This is a genomic window from Streptomyces sp. M41(2017) (genome assembly GCF_002078175.1).
Classification (GTDB): Bacteria; Actinomycetota; Actinomycetes; order Streptomycetales; family Streptomycetaceae; genus Streptomyces.
On sequence record NZ_MWFK01000001.1, the window covers coordinates 5,037,062 to 5,060,277 of the forward strand.

The window sequence follows — 23,216 nt, forward strand, 5'->3', positions numbered from 1 at the left end:
CCGGGCGGGGACGGGCGACCGGTGCCCTCCCGGCCCGTCAACCACCGTTCGGGAGCGACCGATTGCCGTCTTGTCCTGTCCTGTTCCCCACGCTTACTTTTGCCGCTCCTGACGCATGTCTAGGGGGGCTCCCTCATGGCCGTACGCGGTCGGCACCGCCGGTACCAGCCGAACAGGATCAACCGCGCCTCACTCACCGTCACGGTGGGCGGCGCGGGGATCGCGCTCCCGCTCGTCGGAACCGGAGTCGCCCACGCGGCCGATGTCGGCACCTGGAACAAGGTCGCCGCCTGCGAGTCCGGCGGGAACTGGAGCATCAACACCGGCAACGGCTACTACGGCGGGCTGCAGTTCAGCCAGTCCACCTGGGCCGCGTACGGCGGGACGGCCTACGCCCACCGCGCGGACCAGGCCGGCAAGGACCAGCAGATAGCCATCGCCGAGAAGGTGCTCAAGGGCCAGGGGCCCGGCGCCTGGCCGGTGTGCTCGGTGCGCGGTGGGCTGACCAGGGGCGGCGGCACCCCCGACGTCCACCCGGCGGCCCCCACCCCGCGGAGCACCCCGCAGACCGCCCAGCGCTCGAAGCAGGCGCCCCAGCGCTCCGTACGGGACGTGAAACCGCAGAACACCCCGCAGTCGCAGGCAGGCACCGCCGAGATGTACACGGTCGTCCACGGCGACACGCTGTCCGGCATCGCCGGCTCGCGGCACGTCCAGGGCGGCTGGCAGGGGCTGTACGCCGCGAACCGCACGACCGTCGGCTCCGACCCCGACCTGATCCTGCCGGGCCAGCGCCTCGCCCTGCACGGCACGGCGCCCGCTCCCGCGCACCCGCACAACGCCCCGGCTCCGGCGAAGAAGAAGGCCGCCGAGGCACCCGCGAAGAAGGCCTCGGCGGACAAGGCCTCCACCCACACGGCGACCACCCCCCGGAAGTCGCACTCCCTGGTCGCCCCGGTGCAGGCGGCGACCGGCACGCCGTACCGCGCGGCCGGGTCGTCCTGGTCGAAGGGCTACCACACGGGTGTCGACTTCCCGGTCGCGACCGGGACCTCCGTCGCGGCGGTGGCCGCCGGGCACGTGGTCACCGCGGGCTGGGGCGGTTCGTTCGGCTACCAGGTGGTGATCCGGCACGCCGACGGCCGCTACACGCAGTACGCCCATCTCTCGGCGATCTCCGTGAAGGCGGGCCAGAGCGTGGTGGCCGGCCAGCGCCTCGGCCGGTCCGGGTCCACGGGCAACAGCACGGGCCCGCATCTGCACTTCGAGGTGCGGACGGGGCCCGGCTTCGGTTCGGACATCGACCCGGTGGCGTACCTCCGGGCGGGCGGCGTCAGGATCTGACGCGGGTGCGGTGGTGGTTCACGAACGGCATCGGCACGTAGGGCACCCCGAGCATGGCGGTCAGATACGGCAACTCGTCCCTGGCCGAGGGTTCCCCCGGGGCGGCGGCGTCCACCCCGGGGGCGGGCGCCTTCAGCGGAGTCGGAACCAGCACCGTTCCGCCACCGGGCTGCGCCTCCGGTACCAGCACGGTCCCACCGGTCGGCCCGGCCGTGGGCACCGGCACGATCCCCGCGGCGCCGTGCGGCGCGGGGTGGTACAGGGCGTCGTCGCCGGTCCGGTCCGGCAGCCCCGCGAGCAGCTCCCGCACGCTGGCCTCGGAGGCCGTGAGCGACGTGAGGGCGCCCAGGTCCGAAGGGACCACCGGGGCGACGGGGCCGACGGCTGACGGGCCGGACACGGGCGCGGCCTCCGGCGTCGGCCCGTCGGCCGGGCTCACCACCAGCTCGACCTCGTCCCGTGGCACGGTCCCCGTCTCCGTGGCCGGCTGCTTCGCGTCGCTTCCCGAGCGTGCGGCGCCGCTGCTGATGCGTTCCGACGTGAGCAGGATCAGACCGCCCGCCGCGACCACACCACAGCCGAGGGCGAGCGCGGTGCCGGTCGTGCCGTAGCGGAAGGTTTCTCCGAACATCGTGATGCCGACCGCGGCCGCCACGACGGGGTTCACCACCGTCAGCGTGGCCAGCGGCGCCTCCAGGCCGGCGCCTCGGTAGGAGGCCTGCGAGAGCAGCATGCCCGCGGTCGCGAACACGCCGATCGCGGCGAGGCTCGACAGGTCCGCGAGCGAGACATGCCGCGACCAGTCCACGGCGACGGTCTTGGTGTACACCGACGACATGCTGAACGCGATGCCCGCGCCGACCGCCAGCAGGATGCTCCGCACGGCCGGGTGACGGTGCGCCGCGCGCCCCGCCACCATGAGGGCCACGACCGAGCCGCCCGCCACCACGCCCAGCGCCAGACGCTGGGCACTGTTCAGGGAGTTCGCGTCGGACGAGCCGACCAGCGACAGCAGGCCCGCGAGCCCGACCGTCGCCATGATCGCGCCGCGCCAGGCCGCCGCTCCGGCCTTGCGGCCGACGAACAGGGCCGCCATCGGAAGGGCGAAGACGATCGTCAGCGCGCCGAGCGGCTGGACCAGGGAGAGGGGGCCGAAGGCGAGGGCGACCACGTGCAGCAGCCCGCCCAGGCCGGTCAGCGCGACGGCCGCCCACCAGCCGGGACGGCGCACCGGCGCGTAGGCCTGGCCGGGAGAGGTCAGCGCGACCTGCTCCTGGATGATGGCGCCGCCCGCGTACGCGACGGCCGAGACGAACGAGAGCACCACGGACAGAGCGAGGGCACTCATGAGTCCCTCCTCTGCGAACGGCGCGGGCTGACCCGGCGCGACGAACGGTCGGCTTCCATGGAAACAACGATGCCTCGCGTTTTAGTTCTCGTCGTCGTCCCTGAGACTCCATCGGGTCCTACTGCCGATGGAGTACAGATCGGGCCTTGTCCTCCCCAGGGTGGGCGACACCACGGAGCGATCCACTGGTGGTACCCCCTAGGGGACTTGGTACTACTGCTCTTCGTGGACCTCGACCCCCGACTGACGGCGCTCGGCGCGCTCGGCGGTTTCTTCGTACTACGCACCGGAGTACCCCGGCGCGGCCCCCTGACGACCCTCGCGCGGGCCTACGCGCGACCGCGAGGCGACTTCACCGGGGAGGTTTACGAGGATCCGATGATTTTCCGTGTCGAGAAGGTCGCGAGGAGTATCGGTGCGCCGGAGGCGCGCGTGGCGGCGTCCGTCGCACAGCAGGGACTCGCGGCCCGCCTCTGGTCGATCGCCCTGGGGTCCGCCGTCGTCCACGGTCACCTGCCCGACCTCGATCCGGAACTGCTCCGCTGGGACCCGGACGCCGCCGCCCCGGACGACCTGTGGCTGACCGAGGTCCACCCCCGGCCCGTGACCGACCTCGACGAGATCGTGCGCGCGGGGCATCTCGTCCCGCTGAGTGCGGCGCTGCGCGACCGGTACCGCGTCTCACCGGGTCTGCTGTGGGGCAACGCCGGATCCGCCCTGGTCGGAGCCGTGCGCCAGCTCGACCGCTGGGCGATCGCCCACGGGCGTCCGGAGGCGGGGGAGCGGGCCCGGACACTGGCCGCCGGTCTCCTCGCGCACCCGGACCTCGCCGGCACGCTCGACCCGAGGACGCTGCGCCGCCGCAGCTGCTGCCTCTACTACCGGGTGCCCGGCGGCGGCGTGTGCGGCGACTGCTGCTTCGACCGCCCGCCACGGCCGGCTCCCGGCCGCAGCTGACGGGATCCGGGCCCCCGCGGGCACCCGGCCCGCCCGAAGCCGGCGGAACCACTTTCCGCACGCTCTTCCGCATCGGCCCCAACTGAGTGACCATGAAGGGCATCTGCCGACTACGACAGGGGTTCTGTGTGCGCGTGGGCCTGCTGACCCGGGAGTACCCGCCGGACGTGTACGGCGGCGCCGGCGTCCATGTCGAGTTCCTGGCGCGGGAGTTGCGCGCCCTGACGGACCTCGACGTGCACTGCTGGGGCGAGGGCGGTGCCGGCGGAGTGGTCCGCCACCGGCCGTGGCCCACGCTCGACGGTGCCAATGACGCGCTGCGCACCTTCTCCGTGGACCTCTCCATCGCCGCCTCCCTCGAAGGCCGCGAACTCGTCCACTCGCACACCTGGTACGCCAACCTCGCGGGTCATTTCGGCAAACTCCTGCACGGCATCCCGCACGTCATGACCGCACACAGCCTGGAACCGCTGCGTCCCTGGAAGGCCGAGCAACTCGGCGGCGGATACGCCCTGTCGAGCTGGGCCGAGCGCACCGCCATCGAGGCCGCGGACGCCGTGATCGCGGTCTCCGGGGCCATGCGGGACGACATCCTGGGCTGCTACCCGGACCTCGACCCCGCCCGGGTGCGCGTCGTGCACAACGGCATCGACACCTCCCTGTACCGCCCCGACCACGGCACGGACGTCCTGGAGCGCATCGGCCTGGACACCGCCCGCCCGTACGTCCTGTTCGTCGGACGCATCACCCGGCAGAAGGGCGTGCCCCATCTCCTGCGCGCGGTACGGGACATCGACCCGGCCGCTCAGGTGGTGCTCTGCGCCGGCGCCCCCGACACCCTGGAGATCGACCGCGAGTTCCGTGAGCTGTACCAGGAGCTGAGCGCCGTACGGGACGGTGTGCACTGGATCCCGCAGATGCTGCCCCGCCCGGACGTGATCCAGCTCCTCACCCACGCGGCCGTGTTCGCCTGCCCGTCGGTGTACGAGCCGCTCGGTATCGTCAACCTGGAGGCCATGGCCTGCGGGACGGCCGTGGTGGCCTCGCGCGTCGGCGGCATCCCCGAGGTCGTCGAGGACGGCGGGACGGGTCTTCTCGTGCCCCTGGACGACGACTTCGAGGCGGGCCTCACGACCGCCCTGGACTCCGTGCTCGCCGAGCCCGAGACGGCCCGGCGCATGGGCGAGGCGGGACGGCGGCGCGCCGTGGAGGAGTTCGGCTGGGACGCCGTCGCCCGAAGGACCGTCCAGTTGTACGAGGAAGTCCTCAAAGCGGGGTAGTGGTCGGGCAGGCGCATTTTTCGAACCAACGGCCGGACCCGCACAGCCGGGACGGCCGGACCGGGCTTAGAGGGGCGGCGGCATGCGGCGCGGTGGACCTTCGGTGCTGGGAATCGTACTGGCGGGCGGTGAGGGCAAGCGGTTGATGCCTCTCACGGCGGACCGGGCGAAACCAGCGGTGACCTTCGGCGGTACGTACCGCCTCGTGGACTTCGTACTCTCCAACCTCGTCAACGCCGACATTCTGCGCATCTGCGTCCTCACGCAGTACAAGTCGCACTCGCTGGACCGGCACATCACCACCACCTGGCGGATGTCGAGCCTGCTCGGCAACTACGTGACGCCCGTTCCCGCGCAGCAGCGCCTCGGACCCCGCTGGTACCTCGGCAGCGCGGACGCGATCCTCCAGTCGCTCAATCTCATCCACGACGAACAGCCCGAGTACGTCGCGGTGTTCGGCGCCGACCACGTCTACCGGATGGACCCCCGGCAGATGCTGGAGCAGCACATCGAGGGCGGCGCGGGGGTGACGGTGGCCGGGATACGGGTGCCCCGCGCCGAGTCGTCGTCCTTCGGCGTCATCAGCCCCGGTTCCGACGGCCAGACCGTGCGGGGTTTCCTGGAGAAGCCGGCCGACCCGCCCGGCCTCGCGGACGATCCCGAGTGCGTCTTCGCGTCGATGGGCAACTACATCTTCACCACGAAGGCCCTCATCGAGGCGCTCCAGCGGGACGCCGAGGACGAGAACTCCGTGCACGACATGGGCGGTTCGATCCTCCCGGCGCTCACCGAGCGGGGCGAGGCGCAGCTGTACGACTTCAGCGACAACCACGTGCCCGGGGAGACCACACGCGACCAGGGCTACTGGCGTGACGTCGGGACGCTCGACGCCTACTACGACGCCCACATGGACCTCATCGCCGAGCGGCCCGCCTTCAACCTGTTCAACCGCAACTGGCCCATCTACACCAGCTCCGGCCAGCTCTCGCCCGCCCGCTTCAACGCCGGGGGCATCGCGAGCGAGTCCATCATCAGCGCGGGCTCCCTGATCCGCGGTCAGGTGACGCGCTCGGTGCTCTCGCCGGGCGTGCTCGTCGACCCGGGGGCGGTGGTGCAGGGCTCGATCCTGCACGACAACGTGAAGATAGGGCGCGGCGCTGTGGTCCGCGGGGCCGTGCTCGACAAGAACGTCGAGGTGCCGCCGGGCGCGACGATCGGCGTCAACCCCGAGCGGGACGCCGACCTCTACACGGTCTCCAAGGGCGGGGTGATCGCGCTGGGCAAGGGCCAGCGCGTGCCGTAGGCCCGTCGATCGCGGCAGCCCAGGACCCCGGCCGCCGCTGTGGACGAACGGCCGCGGGGTCCCGACGCACCGCGTCGGGACCCCGCGGCCGTTCTGTGCATGTCTTGTCATGTCCCTGGACAGGCGGCGGAATCGCGTGCTGTCATGCCAACGGCCGCGGATGACGCCGTTGTGCCTGCTGACAACGATGTCATCCCGTCCGGACGCGACGCGTCCCGGGGGATCCCCGCCGGTTGCCGGGAAAGCCGGCCCCCCGACCCGACCATGCAAGAAGACAACGACAACGATGTCGCCCACCCCACCGGAGGTCTCCCGCATGAGATGGACCCGGCGCCTGCGCCTGTGCACGGCCGGGCTGGTGACAGCGTCCGCGCTGCTCGCCCTGCCCACCGCACAGGCCGCCGAGCCACGCGACGGCCAACTCACCGATCTGGTCAACCCGTTCATCGGAACGGAGAACGAGGGCAATACCTATCCCGGCGCCGCCGTGCCGTTCGGCATGGTGCAGTTCTCGCCGGACACCGGGCACAACACCGGCTACGACCACTCGCAGAACCACATCCGCGGCTTCTCGCTCGTCCACCTGTCCGGCGTCGGCTGCGGGCTCGGCGGCGACCTGCCCGTGCTGCCCACGACCGGCGACGTCACCCGGACGGACTACGCGCAGTACGCGGCCGAGTTCGACCACGACACCGAGTCCGCGAGCCCCGGTTCCTACAAGGTCGGCCTGAAGAGCGGCATCGAGGCCGAGCTGACCGCCACCGCGCGCACCGGCGTGCAGCGCTATACGTTCCCGGCCACCGACAAGGCCAACGTGCTGCTGAACGCCGGCCAGTCGCTGCACAAGACGGTCTCCACCAAGGTCGAGATCCTCGACGACCGGACCGTGCGCACGGCGATCACCGGCAGCGGCTTCTGCCAGGGCACGAAGCCGTACACGGTCTACACGGTCACCCGCTTCGACCGGCCGTTCACCACCTCGGGCACCTGGAACGGCGACACCGTCACGCAGGGCTCCGCGAAGACCGCCGGCACCACCGGGCGCACCGGCGCCTTCGTGCGCTTCGACACCACCGAGGACCGCACCGTCGAGGCGACCACGGCGCTCTCCTATGTGGACGCCTCCGGTGCGGCCGTCAACCTCCGCGCGGAGGGGGGTCGTTCCTTCGACGCGGTCCGCGGTGCCGCCCGGCGGGCCTGGGAGGACCGGCTCGACGACGTACGGGTGAAGGGCGGCACGGACACCCTGCGCCGCACGTTCTACTCCTCGCTCTACCGTTCCTTCCTGGCGCCGAACGTCGGCAGCGACGCGGACGGCCGCTACACCGGCTGGGACCAGCGGATCCACCGCGCGAAGGGCTTCACGTACTACCAGAACTGGTCGCTGTGGGACACCTACCGCACCCAGTCGCAGCTGCTGTCGCTGCTCGCGCCGCGCGAGGCACGTGACATGGCGATCTCCGTCATCAGGATCGACGAGGAGAGCGGCTGGCTGCCCAAGTGGGGCTACGGCACGGCCGAGACGAACATCATGACCGGTGACCCGGTCACGCCGTTCCTCACCAACGCCTACCAGCAGGGCCTGCTCAAGGGATACGAGGACCGGGCCTACCGGGCGCTGAAGAAGAACGCGGACGGCGTGCCGCCCGCCGACTCCCCGGCGCTGGGCCGCGAGGCCAACCGGGAGTACATCGCGAACGGCTTCGCCCCGTACGTCAAGGGCCGCCCGCACGCGAAGCCCGGCGACTCGGACTACGACCACGGTGCCTCCGTCACCCTGGAGTACGCCCTGTCCGACGCCATGCTCGGGGAGATGGCCCGGGACCTGGGCCACGACGAGGACGCCGCGCGCTACCTGGCGCGGTCCCAGAGCTACCGGAACATCCACGACCCCTCGACCGGTTTCTTCCGCGCCCGGGACGCCGCGGGTGCCTTCACCGGACCCGCCGACCCCGCCCAGAGTGAGGGCTTCCACGAGGGCACGTCCTGGCAGTACCAGTGGCTCGTGCCGCAGGACCTGCCGGGCATGGTGGACCTGATCGGCGGCAAGCAGGCGGCCAACGACCGTCTCGACTCGTTCTTCGCCTACGACCAGCTCCTGAAGGACCCCGCGAAGACCGCCCGCGAGGTCTGGGTGAACGGGCCGTACGCGTACTACAACGCGGACAAGTACAACCCGCAGAACGAGCCCGACCTCATCGCCCCGTACACCTATCTGTCCACCGGCCAGCCGTGGAAGACGACCGACGTCGTGCACGCGGCGCTGACGCTCTTCACGGACGCGCCGACCGGGATGACGGGCAACGACGACCTCGGCACGATGTCCGCCTGGAACGTGCTGTCCTCGATCGGGATCTTCCCGGTGCAGCCCGGTTTCGACACGTGGGGTCTGTCCACGCCCGTCTTCGACCGGGTCGACCTCACCCTCGACCGGCGGTACTACCCGCGCGGCGCCCTCACGGTCACGGCGCCGGGCACCTCGGACACCGACCGGTACATCCAGGCGGCCCGCGTCGACGGGTCGTCGTACGGCCGTACGTATCTGACGACCGACAAGCTGAGGAGCGTCCGTTCCCTCGGATTCACGGTCGGCTCCGAGCCGTCCGAGTGGGGAACGTCGGCCTCGGCCGCGCCCCCGGTCCTGAAGTGACACCCGGCATGTCCTGATGCGACCGAGTCCCGCCCCTCCCACGAGGGGCGGGACTTAACTTGGTGTTAACTGTGCGTAGCTTGATCGTACTTGACCGTAATCACCGGTCCGGGTTTGACTGCAGGTTCACCCGTCGTCGACGCGAGAGCAAGCCTTTGACCTCCGATTTGCTCGCACCACTCGACCTGGCCTTCTGGAACATCGAGTCCGCCCGGCATCCGATGCACCTGGGCGCCCTCGGCGTCTTCGCCGCGCACTCGCCGACGGCCGGCGCCCACGCGGCGGACCTGCTGGCCGCCCGCGCCGCCGCCGTGCCCGGGCTGCGCATGCGCATCCGCGACGTGTGGCAGCCGCTCGCCCCCCTCGCCTTCGGCAGCGCGACCCGCGAGCCCGCGTCCGACTTCGAACCCCTCGACCACGTCCTGCTGCACGCGCCGACCGCCGACTTCCAGGCCGAGGCCGGCCGGCTGATGGAGAGCCCGCTGGAACGCGGCCGCCCGCCCTGGGAGGCGCACGTGCTGCCCGGCGAGGACGGGGTGTCCTTCGCGGTGCTCTTCAAGTTCCACCACGCGCTCGCCGACGGGCTCAGGGCCCTCATGCTCGCCGCGGCCATCATGGACCCGATGGACCTGCCGGAGCCCCGCCCCCATCCCGCCGAGCCGCCCCGCGGACTCCTCCCGGACGTCCGCAAGCTCCCCGACTTCCTGCGCGGCACCCTCTCCGACGTGGGCCGCGCCCTCGACATCGGTGCCTCCGTCGCCCGCGCCACCCTCGCCGTGCAGTCCTCGCCCGCCCTCACCTCCGCGCCCACCGGCACCCGGCGCACGGCCGGTGTCGTGATCGACCTCGACGACGTCCACCGGGTCCGCAAGACCGTCGGCGGCACCGTGAACGACGTCCTCATCGCCGTCGTCGCCGGCGCCCTGCGCCGGTGGCTCGACGAACGCGGCGACGGGAGCGAGGGCGTCGCCCCGCGCGCCCTCATCCCCGTCTCCCGGCGCCGCCCGCGCACCGCCCAGCCGCAGGGCAACCGGCTCTCCGGCTACCTGATACGGCTTCCTGTCGACGATCCCGACCCGCTCGGCCGGCTGCGCGCCGTGCGGACCGAGATGGACCGGAACAAGGACGCCGGGCCCAACCGGGGCGCCGGCGCCGTCGCGCTGCTCGCCGACCACGTACCGCCCCTCGGGCACCGGCTCGGCGGCCCGGTCGTCGGGCAGGCCGCCCGGCTGCTCTTCGACATCCTCGTCACCAGCGTCCCGCTGCCCAGCCTCGGCCTGAAGCTGGGCGGCTGCCCGCTCACCGAGGTCTACCCCTTCGCTCCGCTGGCCCGCGGCCAGGCCCTCGCCGTGGCCGTCTCGACCTACCGGGGGAGCGTCCACTACGGCCTGGTCGCCGACGCGGAGGCCGTCCCGGACCTCGATCTGCTGGCCCGCTCGCTCACCGAGGAGGTGCGCGCGCTGATCGCCGCCTGCACGCCATGATCACCACGGGTTTGGTGCGCGCACGATTGCTCCGTAAAATTCCGCCTTCGACAGCGAGCGCGGTTCGAACGCGGCGCACAACCCGAGGAACGGCAGCAGCGATGACGGTGACAGACGACGGCCGGGCGACCCCCGCCGTGGACACGACAGAGGTGGCCGACGTCGCGTTCGGTCCCGGTATCGACCCCGAGCGGCTGGCCGTCTGCCTCAGTGTGCTCGACGAACTCGACAAGATCGACGTCGACCACCCCGACGCCATCGCCGTGCGCCGCGCCACCGCGGGCGTCTACCGCACCGTGAAGCAGCGCCGCCGCCAGGAGCGCCGTGCCGCCAAGACGGCCCACGACAAGCAGGTCACCGAGTCCACGGCGACCGGCTCGGCCCAGCGCATCGACGACGAGACCGAGGGCATCCTCCCGTCGTCGGCGACGGAGGAGGGCCGGATCGCCGGGATACTCCAGCGCCCGCGCTCCTGCTACACCTGCAAGACCCGCTACGTCGAGGTCGACTACTTCTACCACCAGCTCTGCCAGGACTGCGCCGCCCTCAACCGCTCCCGCCGCGACGCCCGCGCCGACCTCACCGGCAAGCGCGCCCTGCTCACCGGTGGCCGCGCCAAGATCGGCATGTACATCGCGCTGCGCCTGCTGCGGGACGGTGCCCACACCACCATCACCACCCGCTTCCCGAGCGACGCGGTCCGCCGCTTCAAGGCCATGGACGACTCGGCGGACTGGATCCACCGCCTGGAGGTCGTCGGCATCGACCTGCGCGACCCCGCGCAGGCCGTGTCCCTCGCCGAGCGGATCGCCGCGCAGGGCCCGCTCGACATCCTGATCAACAACGCGACCCAGACCGTACGGCGGCTGCCCTCCGCCTACGCCGCGCTCGTCGAGGGCGAGAGCGCCCCGCTGCCGGCCGGTGAGCTGCCCGCCCGCCATGTCATCGGCGCCTTCAACTCCGGCGCCGTCGACGGACTGACCGCGCTGCCCGCCGGGGTGTCCGGACTCGACGCGCAGAAGGTGGCCGACCTCGCCCTGGTCGCCGGCAACGCCAGCGTGGTCCGGCACCGCGACGGCACCGCCATCGACGCGGGCGGTCTGCTGCCGGACGTCGTCGACAGCAACACCTGGGTGCAGACCATCGAGCAGATCTCCCCGGTAGAGCTGCTGGAGACCCAGCTGTGCAACTACACGGCGCCGTTCATCCTGATCAGCGCCCTGCGCCCGCAGATGGCCGAGGCCGCCCGCAAGGCGTCCGCCGGGCGCTCCTACATCGTCAACGTCTCGGCGATGGAAGGCGTGTTCGGCCGCGGCTACAAGGGCGCGGGCCACCCGAACACGAACGCCGCCAAGGCCGCCATGAACATGGTGACGCGCACCAGCGCCCAGGAGATGTTCCAGACCGACGGCATCCTGATGACCTCGGTCGACACCGGCTGGATCACCGACGAGCGCCCGCACTACGACAAGCTCCGTCTCGCCGACGAGGGCTTCCACGCCCCGCTCGACCTGGTCGACGGCGCGGCCCGCGTCTACGACCCGATCGTCCGCGGTGAGCTGGGCGAGGACCTGTACGGCGTCTTCCTCAAGGACTACGCGCCCGGCAAGTGGTGAAACGGGCGGCGCGTCGGACGATGTGCTCCCGGTGAGGTGTCCCGGTGGCGTCCGTCGGCAGGTCCGGCGGACGCCACCGGTATGCCGGGCGGCTCCTTCGACGCGCGGAAGCGGCCGGCATGTCCTTGCGTCGACGCACGGCGGCGCCGTCCTCCGACGGGTTCGCGCGGACCGCTCCCGCACCGGGCCACCGGTCCGGACGGTCCGCGCCGCGTGCGGGTCGGGCCCAGGCGGTGGTGCGTCCCGGCCGGGCTCCGCGCGGCGTCCGGGCGCGCGTCAGTCGACCGAGTCGAGGCGGGCCGCGCGGGACGCCACCAGTTCCAGCACCGTGCGCCAGTCCTCCATGACGCCCGCGTCCAGGCCGACGACCTTTCCCGCGTCGTCCGCCTGCCGCAGGGTCACCGCGTCCTCGGCCAGCGGGTCCCGCTCGAACGCGGCCACCTCCCGCGGGCTCATGGCGCCGCCCTGGGCTGTCAGCGTCAGCGCGCTCTGCGGGGACAGCCCGCGGCCCGGCGACGTGGTCGCCAGATAGCGTTTCGCCGCCACGTGCAGCCGGACGAGGCGGGCGACCCGGTCGCCGAGCAGCGGCCGTACCGCCTCGGCGGCGTGGTCGGCGTGCCCGGCGTCGTCGCCCGGCCTGAGCAGATGCCCGATGTCGTGCACGAGTCCGGCGACCTGGAGCTCCTTGTCGCTGGGGCGTTCCCGGCGCAGCAGCGCGGCGGTCTGCAGGCCGTGATCGTGCAGATCGACCGGGTCGCCGCTCCGGTCCGGGGTGTCCCACGCGCCCCGGCAGGCGTGCAGCAGATCCATCAGATCGTCGACGCCGCGCAGTTCCATGCGACGGTCCTCCCGCGAGAAAGCCTGTGCCGGGCGTCAGCTCACCATGCCCTCCTTGCGAACCGGCCAACGGGATCTGAACTGCGCACCGCCTCCGGAGAGGCCCGGTCGGAGCGACACCCGTCGGTCGCCGATGACTTCAGGCTGACCCCTGACACGTCCTGATGCCCTCCCTTGTGGTCGGTATTGAGCCGAATGGGTGGCGGCGAAGAGGGCATCGTGTTTCAAATCGCCGCAGATCGGGGCCTGATGGGACCAGGGCGACCCGCGACGGTAACGCGAAGTTTTCGGCCCCATCGAGCAGCCACCTGCTCATTTGGTTACCCTGTAGCCGACGGGCAGCCTTACTGGGGTCCACCCACACCCACGGTCCGTCCCGGGACAAGCCGGTCACCACGGCCTGCTCTCACCCGAGTTACCGGCGCCACCGCGTCCCTAACTGCCTTCGACTCATACCCGAGCGGACGTCAGGAGACCGGGCAGACCGGACCGCACGTCCCGAGGGTGACCCGACACATAAGGAGTGCGCGGTGACACCAGAGAAGACGAATCGCGATCAGCGCCCCAAGGAACGCACGGAGCGCGCCGGCGGTGCCGACACCAAGCTCGGCAGCCTGGACGTGTGGGCCAGGTCCGCCCCGATCCGCCTCGCGGGCTACGAGGACGACCTCGCCGAGCCCCACATCCTCCCCAGCGTCGACTGACCGACGCCGGGATCGGTCCATCGCGATCGCCGGCTGCATGGGCGTGCACGGTTCACGCCCATGCCCGTCGGAACAGCCGCGGCCGGCCACCGGCCGCGGCTCCCGTGTGCTCCGGCGCGGCCGACTCCCCCGGGAGACGCGGCGACGCCGGGTTCCCCCTCGCCGGACGCCTCCCGCGCTAATCCAGCGGCGCCGTGCGTCGCCACGGGTTCAGCACCTCCAGCTGTCCCGCCACGTCCAGCAGCGCCGCCTCGGAGCCGGGACGGCCGACGAGCTGCACGGCGCAGGGGGCGCCGTTCGGCAGGGTGCCGAACGGGACCGCCATCGCGGGCCAGCCGGTGAGGTTCCACGGCGGAGTCATCGGTGAATAGGCCGTGTTGGCGAGGATGTTGCGCAGCCAGCCCCGCTCGTGCCAGGCCACGGAGGCGGGGCTGCGGCGGGCCAGTGCCGGGGTGAGGAGTACGTCGTGCTCCGCGAAGAACGGCGCCAGCCGTGCGCGCAGCTGCTCGCGCCGGACTCCCGTGCGGACCCCGGTCACGAAGCGGCGTCCCACGGCCGCGTGCACCCGGGTGCGCCGGGCCAGCCGCCGCGGGTCGAGGTCCTCGGCGTCCACCGCCGTGCCCGCCGTCCAGTGCGCGAGCGAGGTCGTGCTCAGCCAGACCGGGTACGGCGGGTTCGCGGGCCGTACCCGGTGCCCCGCCTCGGACAGCAGTGCGGCCGCCTGGCGGGCGGCGGTCGTATACGGTCGCGTGATCCGCACGCCGGCCAGCGGGCTGCGCACCGAGACGGCGATGCCGCGGGTGACGGGCTCCGCGGGCGGCGGCTGCTCGGTGTCGGCCAGAACGGAGAACATCAGCCGGGCGTCCTCGACCGTCGTGGCCAGCGGTCCGTTCTCCGACATGCCGAACCAGTCGCCGTGGCCGATCCCGGCCGGGACCACGCCGTGGCCGGGTTTGAGGGCGACGAGGCCGCAGTTCGCCGCCGGGATCCGCAGGGAGCCCATCCCGTCGTTGCCGAGCGCGACGGGCACCATCCCGGCGGCCACCGCCGCGGCGCTCCCGCCGGACGAACCGCCCGCCGTCCGGGACAGGTCCCACGGGTTCCGCGCGGTGCCGTGCACCCCCTCCGTGGTGCCGAACACGCACAGCTCGGGCACGTTCGTCAGTCCCACCACCACGGCGCCGGCCGCGCGCAGCCGGGCCACCGTGACGTGGTCCTCGCCCGCGGGGGTGTCCGGGGTCGCGGCGGAACCGTTGCGGTTCGCCTCGCCGCGCACCGCGAGGTTGTCCTTCACCGCCACCGGCACGCCCGCGAGGGGGAGTTGCCCGAGATCCCGGGAGAGCAGTTCGTCCGCCTCCGCGAGCGCCGCCTCGGCGCGGACGGTGCGGAAGGCGCCGACCCTGCCGTCGAACCGCTCGATCCGCGCGAGGTGTTCGGCCACCACCTCGCGGGGTGCGACCCGCTGTTCGCGGACGGCGGTGGCGATCTCGGTGGCGGTGCGGCCGACCCAGGTGGTCACGGGTGCTCCTCGCTCCATGGCGTACTGGTGAGTAGTACGTGTACGGGTGCACTCTGCCCGGCGGGGGCCGCCGCGTCGAGAGCTGTCCGCCTCGGACGTCCGGTGCGGTCCCGTCGGACTTCCGCGCGGACCGCGGCCGACGCTCCCGCGGCCCGCCGGGTCATCCGATCACTTGCGCAACGCCGTTCAGGAAAGGCTCCATTGACAGTTCCCTGCGGCCCCTCGATCATCAGACCTCCGACGAATGAGGGCCGCCTCGGCCGATCTCCGTGAACGACGGCGGCCCGTCACGCCTCCGCCGTGCAGGGGCCCGTGCTCTCCCGCTCGATCAGCCGCGGGACCGGGACCCGAACCGTGCGCGCCGGACCGCCGTCCAGCAGCGCCGTCAGCTCCTGGGCCGCCGTCCGGCCGAACTCGACCGTGTCCCGGGACAGCGCGGACAGCCACGGCTTGACCATGCGGCAGAGCGGCGAGTCCTCCCAGGCGACCACCGACACCGCGCCCGGCACGGAGAAGCCCAGCTCGCTCGCGGCGGCGACACCGGCCAGGGCCATCACGTCGTTGTCGTAGATCAGCGCGCTCGGCGGTTCGGCGCCCTCCAGCAGACGCCGGGTGACCGCCGCGCCCTGCGCGTCCGAGTAGTCGGTGGTCAGCGAGCGGACCTCGGGCAGACCGCGCCGCCCGGCCTCGGCCCGCAGGGTGCGGATGCGCCGCTCGGTGTGCGCGAGTCCCGGCAGGCCCGCGATGTGCACGATCCTGCGGTGCCCCAGGGCGTACAGGGCGTCGACCACGGCCGCCATCGCGCCCGCGTCGTCCGCCCACACGGTGGACATCCCCGGGTGCGGGGCGTCCGGAGCCCCGCCGATGACCACGGCGGGCAGGCCGAGTTCGTCGAGGAGTCCCGGACGCGGATCGTCGACGCGCGGGTCCACCACCAGCACGCCGTCCACCCGGTGCTCGGCCCACCAGCGCCGGTAGACCGCGCACTCGGCGTCCACGTCCTCGACGACCTGGAAGAGCAGGCCGAGATGACGCTCCGCCAGCACCTCCTGGATGCCCGAGATCAGCTGGAGGAAGAACGAGTCCACGCCCAGTGCGTCGGCGGGCCGCGCCACCACCAGGCCGACGGTGGCCGCGCCCTCGCCGGACAGCTGGCGCGCGGCGGTGCTCGGCCGCCAGCCGAGCTGCTCGGCGACCCGGCGCACCCGGTCGCGGGTGACCTCGGAGACGCCGGGCCGGTCGTTCAGCGCGAAGGAGACCGCGCTCTCGGAGACCCCGGCGCGCCGCGCGATGTCCTTCATCGTCGGCCGGCGTGCCGGAGACCGTTTGGCTGGCACGGGACTCCCCATTTCTTGAGGTCATGCACTAAAGCGCTTGAGTACATCCAGCCTAAAGCGCATTAGCGATCTCGCGCAAGAGAGCCATGAGATCGCTCTGACCTGCACTAATGTCATCCGGATTCATTTAGTGGATGCCAATCCATTGACTTCGCCGACGGCCGCCGGGCATGGTCGCTGGCGCCACCACCCGCAGACGCCGCAAGGGAGCCGTGTCACCGTGCCCATACCCCGCAGAGCACTTGTCGCCGCCGCCGTCGCCCTCGTCCTGCCGCTGAGCGCCTGCGGTTCCGGCGACAGCGGCGGCTCGACGGACGCCTCCGGCAGGATCGAGGGCGACATCACCTTCCAGACCTGGAATCTGAGGGCCAACTTCAAGCCCTACTTCGAGGGCGTCGTCGCCGACTTCGAGAAGAAGTACCCCGGCACCCACGTGAAGTGGATCGACCAGCCGGCCGAGGGCTACGCCGACAAGATCAGCGCCGACGCGGCGGGCGGCACGCTGCCCGACGTCGTGAACGTCTCTCCCGACCTCGTCGCCCCGCTCGCCAAGGCCGGACTCGCCCTCGACCTCGACAAGTCGGCCGCCCGGTACAAGAAGGAGTACCTCGCGGGTGCCTGGGCCGGCCACCAGGTCCCGGGCATGACGGGCACCTACGCCTTCCCCTGGTACCTCAACACCGGGCCGCTGTTCTACAACAAGTCGCTGTTCGAGAAGGCGGGCCTCGACGCGGCCCAGCCGCCGGCCACGTACGACGAACTCTTCACCGACGCCCTCCGGCTGGCCGACAAGAGCGACGGCAAGGTCGCCACCCTCGCCAACGTGCCCACCATCGAGGACTTCGGGCGCTACGGAGTCGAGCTGATGAACAAGGAGGGCACCGCGTTCTCCTTCAACGACGCCAAGGGCGTACAACTCCTCACCAAGTACAAGGAGTTGTACGACGCCAAGGCACTGGACCCGCAGGCGCTCACCGCCACCCCCGAGTCGTCCGGCAAGAAGTTCCTGACCGGCGCCGTCGCGATGAACCCCGGCAGCGCCCTCGACCTCGGCAACTTCAAGAAGCAGGCCCCGAACCTGTACAAGAACATCGGCATCACGGACCAGATCACCAGCACCGGCAAGGTGAACATGTACGTGATGGGCGTGATGGTCAACGCGCGCACCAAGCACACCCCGGCCGCGGTCGCCTTCGCGCACTTCGTCACCGACGCCCAGAACCAGATGTCCTTCGCCAAGAAGGTCGCGATCTTCCCGAGCACCGCGGGCTCCCTGGACGACCCGTACTTCACCAAGGAGGACGGCACCGACGAGACGCGTGTACGGGTCGCCGCCGCCAAGTCCCTGAAGAACGCGGTCAACTACACGCCGGTCCTGTTCAGCGAGCAGATGAAGACCGCGCTGCGCAACGAGGTCGCCAAGGCGCTGCAGGGCAAGCAGAGTCCCAGGGCGGCACTCGACAACGCTGTCAAGGCCTGTGACACGTTGCTGCGGCAGCAGGGCTGAGCGATCATGGCGAGTTCCTCCAGCACCGCGCGGGAGCCCCGCACGCTGTCCCGGGAGCCGCGGGCCGGCTCCCGGGGGGCCCACCCGGAGCCCCGGCCCGGCACCCGGGTGCGCCGTCAACTGGGCACCAGCCCCTGGCTGTTCGCCGCTCCGGGCCTCCTGGTCGTGGGCGTGTTCATCCTCTACCCGTTCGCCTCGACGGTGATCAACTCCTTCACCGACCGCCGCACCCTGATCCCCGGCGAGTTCGTGGGCCTGGCCAACTTCCGGGAGCTGCTGCACGACGAGATGTTCTGGACCGCGCTGCGCAACAGCACGCTGTACGTCCTCGGGGTCGTCCCGGCGCTCGTCCTGCTGCCGCTGCTGCTCGCCCTCCTCGTCCAGAAGAACATCCCCGGCATCGCCTTCTTCCGGTCCGCCTTCTACACCCCGGTCGTCGCGTCGATCGTCGTGGTCGGCCTCATCTGGGTGTGGCTCCTCGACGAGCGCGGCCTGGTGAACGCGCTGCTGGAGGCGGTCGGGGCCGGCAAGGTCGGCTTCCTGAGCGACCAGTGGCTGCTGCTGCTCAGCGCCATGGCCGTCACGGTCTGGAAGGGCCTCGGCTACTACATGATCATCTACCTGGCCGCGCTCGCCAACGTGCCCCGGGAACTGCACGAGGCCGCCGCGGTGGACGGAGCGGGGGCGGTACGCCGCTTCCTCACCGTCACCGTGCCCGCCGTCCGGTCCACCATGGTCCTGGTCGGTGCGCTCTCCTCGGTCGCCGCCTTCAAGGTGTTCTCCGAGGTGTACCTGATGGCCGGCCCCGACGGCGGCCCGGCCGGTGAGGACACCACCCTCGTCATGCTCGTCCAGCGCACCGGCACCGGACTGAGCGGCCGCGTCGGCTACGCGTCCGCCCTCTCCGTGGTCGTCTTCGTCGTCACCGTCGCGCTGATGCTGCTCGTGCTGCGCGCCGACCGGAAGGAGGACGCATGAGCACCACGGTGGAGACCCGCACCGCGGCACCGCGCCCGGAGGCGGAGCGCCCGCGCCGTCGCCGGGTCACCGACGAACACGGCCGACGCGTCCCGCTCTGGGAACTCGCTCTGCGCTACCTGCTGCTGCTGGCGGTCCTCGCCCTGACCGTCGGCCCCTTCCTGTGGCAGCTGTCCACCTCGCTCAAGGGGCCCACCGAGGACATCTTCAGCTCGCCGCCCCGCTTCCTGCCCGGCGACCCGACCCTGCACAACTACCAGCGCGTCGCCGACACCATCCCGGTGTGGGACTACGCCCTCAACTCCCTCAAGGTGGCCGGCGCGAACGTCGTCACCAACTGCGTGGGTTCGGCCCTCGCGGGATACGCCCTGGCCCGGCTGCGCTACCGCGGCCGGCGGGTGGCCACCCTGGTCTTCATCCTGGCCATGCTGGTGCCCGTCGAGGGCATCATCATCGCCCAGTTCACGACCATGCGCGAACTCGGCCTGAACAACACGCTCATCGGGGTCGTGCTGCCCGGCTGCGTCGGCGCGATGAACGTCCTGCTGATGCGCAACGCCTTCCTCAACCTCCCCTACGAGATCGAGGAGGCCGCCTTCGTCGACGGCGCCAACGTGTGGCAGCGGTTCCTGCGGATCGCGCTGCCCTCGGTCAAGGGCACCCTCGCCGTCGTCGCGATCTTCGCCTTCATGGGGGCCTGGGACGACTTCCTGTGGCCGCTCATCGTGCTCAGCGACCCCTCGAAGTTCACCCTCACCATCGGACTCAACTACCTGCACGGCACCTTCGCCAACGACGAACGCCTCGTCGCCGCCGGCACGGTCATCGCCGTGGCACCGCTCATCGCCCTCTTCGCCTGCCTCCAGCGGTACTTCTTCCGCGGCGTCGGCGAGGGGGCCGTCAAGGGCTGACGGCCGTCGCGGACGAGCCGTCGGCTCGCCCCCGCCGACCGGTGCCTCCGTCCAACCACCCCGTACCCGTCGGCCCCCGCACCGTCCTACAGCCTCACCCGCCGGCCTCCACCGCTCCGTCGTTCCGATTCGCAAGGATCCCCGCATGCCTCCTGCCGTGCGCTTCGGCGTCAACTACACACCCAGCCAAGGGTGGTTCCACCACTGGCTCGACTTCGACCTGGACGCGGTCCGCGCCGATCTCGACTCCATCGCCGCGCTCGGCCTCGACCACATCCGGGTCTTCCCGCTCTGGCCCTACTTCCAGCCCAACCGCACACTGATCCGCCCGCGCGCCGTCGAGCAGCTCGTCGCGCTCGCCGACGCGGCCGGCGAACGCGGGCTCGACGTCAACGTGGACGGCCTGCAGGGACATCTGTCCAGCTTCGACTTCCTGCCCGCGTGGACCCGGACCTGGCACCGCCGGAACATCTTCACCGACCCGGACGTCGTCGCGGGGGAGGCGGCCTACCTGCGGACCCTGGCCGCGGCTCTCGCCGACCGGCCCAACTTCATCGGGATGACCATCGGCAACGAGGTCAACCAGTTCGCAGCCGGACCCCACCCCGACCCCGACCGCGTGACCGAGGACCAGGCCGGTGCGTGGCTGCGGCGGCTGCTCGACGCCTGCGAGGAGGGCGCCCCCGGCAAGCCGCACCTGCACGCTTCGTACGACGCCGCCTGGTACCAGGACGACCAGCCCTTCACCCCCGGCCACTCGGCCCGGCTCGGAGCCATGACCGCCGTGCACTCCTGGGTGTTCAACGGCACGGCACAGCGCCACGGCCGGACCGGTGTCGCCACCGAGCACCACGCCGCCTATCTGATCGAGCTGTCCAAGGCCTGGGCGGACGACCCGCACCGCCCGGTCTGGCTCCAGGAGGTCGGCGCGCCCGCCCCGCTGATCCCCGCCGAGCACGCGGCCGCCTTCACCGAGGCCACCGTCACGAACGCCCTCGACTGCCCCGACCTGTGGGGCGTGACCTGGTGGTGCTCGCACGACGTCAGCCGCGACCTCGCCGACTTCCCCGAACTCGAATACAGCCTGGGTCTGTTGACCAGCGACCGGCGGACGAAACCCGCCGGGGACACCATCGCCGGCCTCGTCGGGCGGGACCGTCCGGCCGCGCCCGCCCTGCGCACCACGGCCCTGGTCGTCGACACCGCGCCGGGCCGCTCCGTGTGCGCGCCGGGAGGCCCCGTCTTCGAGGCCTTCGCCCGGCTGACCGCCGACGGGGTCCGTCCCACCACCGTCCTCGCGAGCCGCGTCACCGACCGTGAACACCTGGCCGCGCGCGGGATCACCGAGGTCGTCACACCGGCTCAGGCGACCGCCTGAGCCGAGCACCGTAATCCGTTCCCCACACGCTACGGAGCACATCGTGAACCTCAGCAGACGAACCGTCCTGCTCGCCGGAGCGGGAGCCGCCGCCGGGCTCGTGCCCGGCCTGTCCGGTACGGCCGCCGCCGCGGCCCGGGACCTCCAGCCGTACGCCTCCTACTGGTACCCCGACTCGCTGCCCGCGGGCAGCCCCGGCGCCGGCATCACCTGGCGCAGCCTGGCGTCGTGGCGTGCCGACACCGACGCCGACCTGGCGTTCAACGCCTCCGCCGTGCCGATCGCGGACCGCTTCACCCCCGTCCCGGCCAACACCACGGCACGCTCCGGGCAGGCCCGCGTCCAGTCGCTCGTCTCCTTCGGCCCGACGGCCCGGAACCCGTCGCAGGGCGCCGCCACCGCCGACTACTACGCGCTGACCCACTGGTCCTACCTCGACGAACTCGTCTTCTGGGGCGGCTCGTCGGGCGAGGGGCTGATCCTCGCGCCGAACGCGCCGGTCGTGGACGCCGCGCACCGGCACGGCGTCCCCGTCCTCGGCAACGTGTTCCTGCCGCCCGCCGCGTACGGCGGTCAACTGCGGTGGACCCGCGACCTCGTGCGGAAGGACGCCGAGGGACGGTACCCGCTCGCGGCGCAACTCGTCGCCGTCGCCGAGGCCTACGGCTTCGACGGCTGGTTCGTCAACGCCGAGACGGGCGGCGGCGACCCGGCCCTCGCCACCGACATGCTCGGCTTCCTCGGCGAGCTGAAGGCGCTCGGCGCGGCCAAGGGGCAGCGCGTCACCTGGTACGGCGCGATGACCGTGAACGGCTCGGTCAGCTGGCAGGGCGCGCTGAACGACCGGAACAAGGCGTTCTTCCAGGCGGCCGACTCCCTGTTCCTCGACTTCCGCTGGACCTCCGGCGCTCTGGCCACGTCCGGGACGACGGCCGAACAACTCGGGCGCGACCGCTACGCGTTGTGGGCGGGCATCGACGTCGAGGCGAACGGCACCGACGCCTCCGTGAACTGGGACGCCGTCGTCCCCGCCACGAAAGCGCACGTCACCTCCATCGGCTACTACCGGCCCGAGTGGACGCGCAACCACCTGCCCGCCGGCCGGGGCCCCGGCGACTTCCACGCGGCCGACGACGCCTTCTGGACCGGCGCCTCCCTCGACCCCGCGCGGCCCGACACCACGGCCCGCTGGCGTGCGCCCGCGCTCTTCGTCGCCGACCGCTCCACCGTCACCTCCCTCCCGTTCGCGACCGTCTTCAACACCGGCCACGGACTGAAGTGGTACGAGGACGGCGAGGTGACCGGAGACACCGCCTGGAACCATCTCGGCCTCCAGGACCGGCTGCCCTCCCGCCGCTGGGTGGTCCGCACCGGCGGCCGACGCCCCTCGGTGACCTTCGACTTCGCGGACGCCTGGCGCGGCGGCAGCAGCCTCCTCGTCGCCGGTGACCTGGACGCACCGGCCACCCTGGACCTCTACGCCACCCGGCTCCCGCTCGGCGAGGACACCGTCGTCGAACTGACGCACCGCACGGACGCGGGCGAGGTCTCCCTGGAACTGGCGGTCGCCACGGACGACCCCGCGGCGGCCGGTGCGGCACCCCCGTACACCCATCTCCCGGTCTCCTCGGGCAGCGGCTGGCAGACCTCGACCGTGTCCCTTTCCGGGCTGACGGGGACCGTCCGGGCCCTCGGTGTCCGGCTGACCGGGACCGGGGGGCCGGTGCGCTGGCGGCTCGGCGGACTCACGGTCCGGGACGCCGCAGAGACCCCGCAGGCGCCCACCGGCCTCCGTGTCACCGACGCCGAAGGCGGCGACCTGCGCCTCGGGTGGCAGCCCGCTCCCGGACCCGTGCGCCACTACGAGCTGCACCGGATCCTCCCCGACGGCACGCGCCGCTTCCTGGGCGGTACCTGCCAGCGTGCCTTCCACGTCGCGGGGCTCGGCCCCGAACAGGGAGAAGCGGCCGCACGATTCGAACTGCGCTCAGTGGGGGAACTGTTCAGCGTCTCCACACCCGCCACGACCACGCACACCTGGTAACAACCCGCATCCCACACCC

At 72.0% G+C, this 23,216-nt stretch carries 17 protein-coding genes; 13 read left to right on the forward strand and 4 right to left on the reverse strand.

Features of this window, described 5'->3' with window-relative positions:
* The first annotated feature begins 135 nt into the window (after nucleotides 1–135).
* Nucleotides 136–1,344 carry a transglycosylase family protein gene (locus B0675_RS21995; RefSeq protein ID WP_081220521.1) on the forward strand — a complete coding sequence of 403 codons (1,209 nt, stop codon included), beginning with the start codon at nucleotides 136–138 and terminating at the stop codon, nucleotides 1,342–1,344.
* Here the strand turns inward: B0675_RS21995 and B0675_RS22000 are convergent.
* Nucleotides 1,334–2,692, reverse strand: a complete 1,359-nt coding sequence (locus tag B0675_RS22000; protein ID WP_081220522.1) for a DMT family transporter — start codon at nucleotides 2,690–2,692, stop codon at nucleotides 1,334–1,336. The genes B0675_RS21995 and B0675_RS22000 overlap by 11 nt on opposite strands.
* 225 nt (nucleotides 2,693–2,917) lie before the next feature.
* Between B0675_RS22000 and B0675_RS22005 the strand changes: the two genes are divergently transcribed.
* The 6 genes from B0675_RS22005 to B0675_RS22030 all read left to right on the forward strand — a co-directional run bounded on the left by B0675_RS22005 (nucleotide 2,918) and on the right by B0675_RS22030 (nucleotide 11,982).
* Nucleotides 2,918–3,649 carry a (2Fe-2S)-binding protein gene (locus tag B0675_RS22005; RefSeq protein ID WP_081221939.1) on the forward strand — a complete coding sequence of 244 codons (732 nt, stop codon included), beginning with the start codon at nucleotides 2,918–2,920 and terminating at the stop codon, nucleotides 3,647–3,649.
* Between the two features lie 128 nt (nucleotides 3,650–3,777).
* The gene (gene glgA / locus B0675_RS22010; RefSeq protein WP_081220523.1) at nucleotides 3,778–4,929 is read left to right on the forward strand and encodes a glycogen synthase; all 1,152 of its coding nucleotides are present in this window, start codon (nucleotides 3,778–3,780) and stop codon (nucleotides 4,927–4,929) included.
* A gap of 82 nt (nucleotides 4,930–5,011) precedes the next feature.
* On the forward strand, nucleotides 5,012–6,232 hold the full coding sequence (gene glgC / locus B0675_RS22015; RefSeq protein ID WP_081220524.1) for a glucose-1-phosphate adenylyltransferase: 1,221 nt from the start codon (nucleotides 5,012–5,014) through the stop codon (nucleotides 6,230–6,232).
* A 316-nt stretch (nucleotides 6,233–6,548) separates the two neighbouring features.
* The gene (locus tag B0675_RS22020) at nucleotides 6,549–8,882 is read left to right on the forward strand and encodes a GH92 family glycosyl hydrolase (RefSeq protein WP_081220525.1); all 2,334 of its coding nucleotides are present in this window, start codon (nucleotides 6,549–6,551) and stop codon (nucleotides 8,880–8,882) included.
* A gap of 155 nt (nucleotides 8,883–9,037) precedes the next feature.
* On the forward strand, nucleotides 9,038–10,366 hold the full coding sequence (locus B0675_RS22025; protein WP_081220526.1) for a wax ester/triacylglycerol synthase family O-acyltransferase: 1,329 nt from the start codon (nucleotides 9,038–9,040) through the stop codon (nucleotides 10,364–10,366).
* Nucleotides 10,367–10,467: 101 nt separating this feature from the next.
* On the forward strand, nucleotides 10,468–11,982 hold the full coding sequence (locus tag B0675_RS22030; protein WP_081220527.1) for an SDR family NAD(P)-dependent oxidoreductase: 1,515 nt from the start codon (nucleotides 10,468–10,470) through the stop codon (nucleotides 11,980–11,982).
* Between the two features lie 276 nt (nucleotides 11,983–12,258).
* Here B0675_RS22030 and B0675_RS22035 read toward each other — a convergent pair whose 3' ends face one another.
* The gene (locus B0675_RS22035; protein WP_081220528.1) at nucleotides 12,259–12,819 is read right to left on the reverse strand and encodes an HD domain-containing protein; all 561 of its coding nucleotides are present in this window, start codon (nucleotides 12,817–12,819) and stop codon (nucleotides 12,259–12,261) included.
* A gap of 530 nt (nucleotides 12,820–13,349) precedes the next feature.
* Here B0675_RS22035 and B0675_RS41415 point away from each other — a divergent pair.
* Nucleotides 13,350–13,523 (forward strand): hypothetical protein, encoded by a 174-nt coding sequence (locus B0675_RS41415; RefSeq protein WP_179165341.1) that lies wholly within the window; start codon nucleotides 13,350–13,352, stop codon nucleotides 13,521–13,523.
* Between the two features lie 178 nt (nucleotides 13,524–13,701).
* Here B0675_RS41415 and B0675_RS22040 read toward each other — a convergent pair whose 3' ends face one another.
* A complete protein-coding gene (locus B0675_RS22040; protein ID WP_081220529.1) occupies nucleotides 13,702–15,042 on the reverse strand; it encodes an amidase family protein in 1,341 nt (446 codons plus the stop codon).
* A 287-nt stretch (nucleotides 15,043–15,329) separates the two neighbouring features.
* Nucleotides 15,330–16,379 (reverse strand): LacI family DNA-binding transcriptional regulator, encoded by a 1,050-nt coding sequence (locus B0675_RS22045; protein WP_081220530.1) that lies wholly within the window; start codon nucleotides 16,377–16,379, stop codon nucleotides 15,330–15,332.
* Between the two features lie 220 nt (nucleotides 16,380–16,599).
* Between B0675_RS22045 and B0675_RS22050 the strand changes: the two genes are divergently transcribed.
* From B0675_RS22050 to B0675_RS22070, 5 genes are all read left to right on the forward strand, one after another.
* Nucleotides 16,600–17,886, forward strand: coding sequence for a sugar ABC transporter substrate-binding protein (locus B0675_RS22050; RefSeq protein ID WP_081220531.1), 1,287 nt, complete (start codon nucleotides 16,600–16,602; stop codon nucleotides 17,884–17,886).
* Nucleotides 17,887–17,892: 6 nt separating this feature from the next.
* A complete protein-coding gene (locus tag B0675_RS22055) occupies nucleotides 17,893–18,864 on the forward strand; it encodes a sugar ABC transporter permease (protein ID WP_241539836.1) in 972 nt (323 codons plus the stop codon).
* On the forward strand, nucleotides 18,861–19,775 hold the full coding sequence (locus tag B0675_RS22060; protein ID WP_081220532.1) for a carbohydrate ABC transporter permease: 915 nt from the start codon (nucleotides 18,861–18,863) through the stop codon (nucleotides 19,773–19,775). Before B0675_RS22055 ends, B0675_RS22060 begins: the two co-directional genes overlap by 4 nt.
* A 145-nt stretch (nucleotides 19,776–19,920) precedes the next feature.
* A complete protein-coding gene (locus B0675_RS22065; RefSeq protein ID WP_081220533.1) occupies nucleotides 19,921–21,153 on the forward strand; it encodes a glycosyl hydrolase in 1,233 nt (410 codons plus the stop codon).
* Nucleotides 21,154–21,196: 43 nt separating this feature from the next.
* Nucleotides 21,197–23,197, forward strand: a complete 2,001-nt coding sequence (locus B0675_RS22070; protein ID WP_081220534.1) for an endo-beta-N-acetylglucosaminidase — start codon at nucleotides 21,197–21,199, stop codon at nucleotides 23,195–23,197.
* The last annotated feature ends 19 nt before the right edge of the window (nucleotides 23,198–23,216 follow it).